This window comes from Streptomyces sp. NPDC053560, assembly GCF_044544605.1.
Classification (GTDB): domain Bacteria; phylum Actinomycetota; class Actinomycetes; order Streptomycetales; family Streptomycetaceae; genus Streptomyces.
Genome location: NZ_JBITXI010000036.1, coordinates 1 through 2,445, shown reverse-complemented (window position 1 = coordinate 2,445; position 2,445 = coordinate 1). Strand labels below are relative to the sequence as shown.

Below are 2,445 nucleotides of genomic sequence, written 5' to 3'. Positions count from 1 at the left end.
CCGCGCACCCGAAGACTCCAGCTCCGCCACCAACTCCACCGCACCGGCGGCCTCAAGACCACGCCGGCTGGTCAGCAGCAGATTACGGACACCGTGTTCGGTCACCAGGTGGCGGGCCAGTACGCCGCCCAGACCACCGGTACCGCCCGTCACCAGCACCGTTCCTTCGGCGGACCAGGTGCGGGGCAGGGTGAGCACGATCTTGCCGATGTGCTTGGCCATGCTCATGAAGCGGAACGCTTCCTTGGCGTGCCGCACGTCCCAGGTGCGGACCGGCAGCGGCTGGAGCCGCCCGTCGCGGAAGAGGTCCATCAGCTCGGCCAGCATGGCGCCGATCGCGTCCGGAGCCACCCAGGCGAGGTCGAACGCCTGGTAGGAGATGCCATCCGGCACGGTGTCCGCTTCGCGGATGTCGGTCTTGCCCATCTCCAGGAAGCGGCCGCCGTCGCCGAGCAGCCGCATCGAGGCGTCGACGAACTCACCGGCGAGGGAGTTCAGGACGACGTCCAGCCCCCCGTCACCGGCGACGGCCGCGAACGCCGCTTCGAAGTCGAGCGTCCGCGAGGAGGCGATGTGGTCGTCGGCCACGCCCAGCGAGCGCAGCACGTCCCACTTGCCCTCGCTGGCCGTCGCGAAGACCTCGGCGCCGAAGTGGCGCGCGATCTGCACGGCCGCCATGCCGACGCCACCGGCACCGGCGTGCACCAGGACCTTCTCCCCGGCCCGCAGGCCGCCGAGTTCCTTCAGTGCGTGGTAGGCGGTGAGGAAGACCAGCGGCAGGGAGGCCGCGGTCTCCCACGACCAGTCGTCCGGCAGGCGGGTGAGACGGCGCGCGTCGTCCACGGCCAGGGAGCCGAAGCTGCCGGAGACCATGCCCATGACGCGGTCGCCAGGGGCGAGACCGGTCACCTCGGGCCCGACCTCGACGATCACGCCGGCGGCCTCGTGGCCGAACCGGCCGGCGTCGCCGGGGTACATGTCGAGGGCCTTGAGGACGTCGCGGAAGTTCAGGCCCGCGGCGCGGATCTCGATGCGTACGTCGTGGCCGGTGAGCGGTGCCGTCGCCTCGGGGTACGGGGCCAGGACCAGGCCGTCGAGACTGCCCTTGGCCGTGCTGTCGAGGCGCCAGGCGCCGTCGGCCGGGGGCACGAGGGTGGCGGAGGTGTCGACACGGGCCAGGCGGCCGGCGAGAACGCTGCCGTCGCGGAGCGCGACCTGCAGTTCGGCGGTGCGCAGTGCCCGGGCGAAGAGGCTGCCACGCTCGGCGGCGGTGCCTGGGCCGGCGGCGGTGGCCGCGGGTTCGCGGTCGACCAGGACGAAGGTGTCCGGGGCCTCGGACTGCGCGGAACGCACCAGGCCCCAGACGGCGGCCGCTGCGACGTCGGTGACCTCGGAGCCGCCGGCGGCGACCGCTCCGGTCGTCACGAGGGCCAGCCGCGTGCCCTCGGGCCGCGCCTGCTCCGTCCACTCCTGCACGAGGGCGAGCGCTTCGGTGGCCAGGGTGTGGGCGGCACGGGCCGCGGACGGCTCCCCGGTGCCGCCGTCCGCGGTCTCCGCGGTGGTGAGGGCGGCGGTGCCGACGGTGACGACGACGGTGTCCGGGACGTCGGCGGCGTCGGCCGTGAAGGCGGTGAGGCCCGCGTGGGTGGTGGCCGTGATGCCCGCCGCGGCCAGGTCGTCGGCGAGGCCGGTGCCGTCCGCTCCGACGAGGGCGACGGAGACCGGGGCAGCCTGCGCGTCGTCCTGGGCGGCGTCCTCGGCGACCGGGGTCCAGTCCAGGGCGAAGAGGGCGTCACGCGCGAGGCCGGCCGCGCCGTTCAGCTGCTCGCCGGACACGGGCCGTACGAGGAGGGTGTCGATGCCGGCGACCGGCCGGCCCGAGGTGTCGGCGACGGCGATCGCGACGGACCGTCCGTCGTCGCCGGTCGGGGTGAGCCGGACGCGCAGCGCGGTCGCGCCGGTGGCGTACAGGCCCGCGCCCTCCCAGGAGAACGGGAGTCCGCCGTTGCCCTCCTCCCCCTCGTGCGCGAGGAGCGAGGCGTGCAGCGCGGCGTCGAGGAGCGCCGGGTGCAGGCCGAAGGCGGCCGCGTCCTCCGCGGCGTTCTCCGGCAGGGCCACCTCGGCGTACAGGACGTCGCCCGAGCGCCAGGCGGCCCGGAGCCCCTGGAAGACCGGGCCGTAGCCGAACCCGATGGCGGTGAAGCGCGCGTAGCAGTTTTCGGTGTCGAGGGCCTCGGCGCCCTCGGGCGGCCAGACGGTGGCGTCGAAGCCGGTGCCGGCCGGGGCGCCGCCCGCCGTCAGGGTGCCGGTGGCGTGCTGCGTCCACGACACGTCGGAGGCGTTCTCGGGCCGCGAGTGGACGGTGACGGTGCGGCGCCCGGTGTCGTCGGCGACGCCGACGCGCACCTGGGTCTGTACGGCGCCGCGCTCCGGGAGGACGAGCGG

At 75.0% G+C, this 2,445-nt stretch carries 1 protein-coding gene; it reads right to left on the bottom strand.

The window, feature by feature from the left end; all coding sequences use genetic code 11:
* Positions 1-2,445 (bottom strand): polyketide synthase dehydratase domain-containing protein (locus tag ACIGQF_RS38435; RefSeq protein WP_399720752.1); only part of this gene is annotated, 2,445 nt, incomplete at both ends.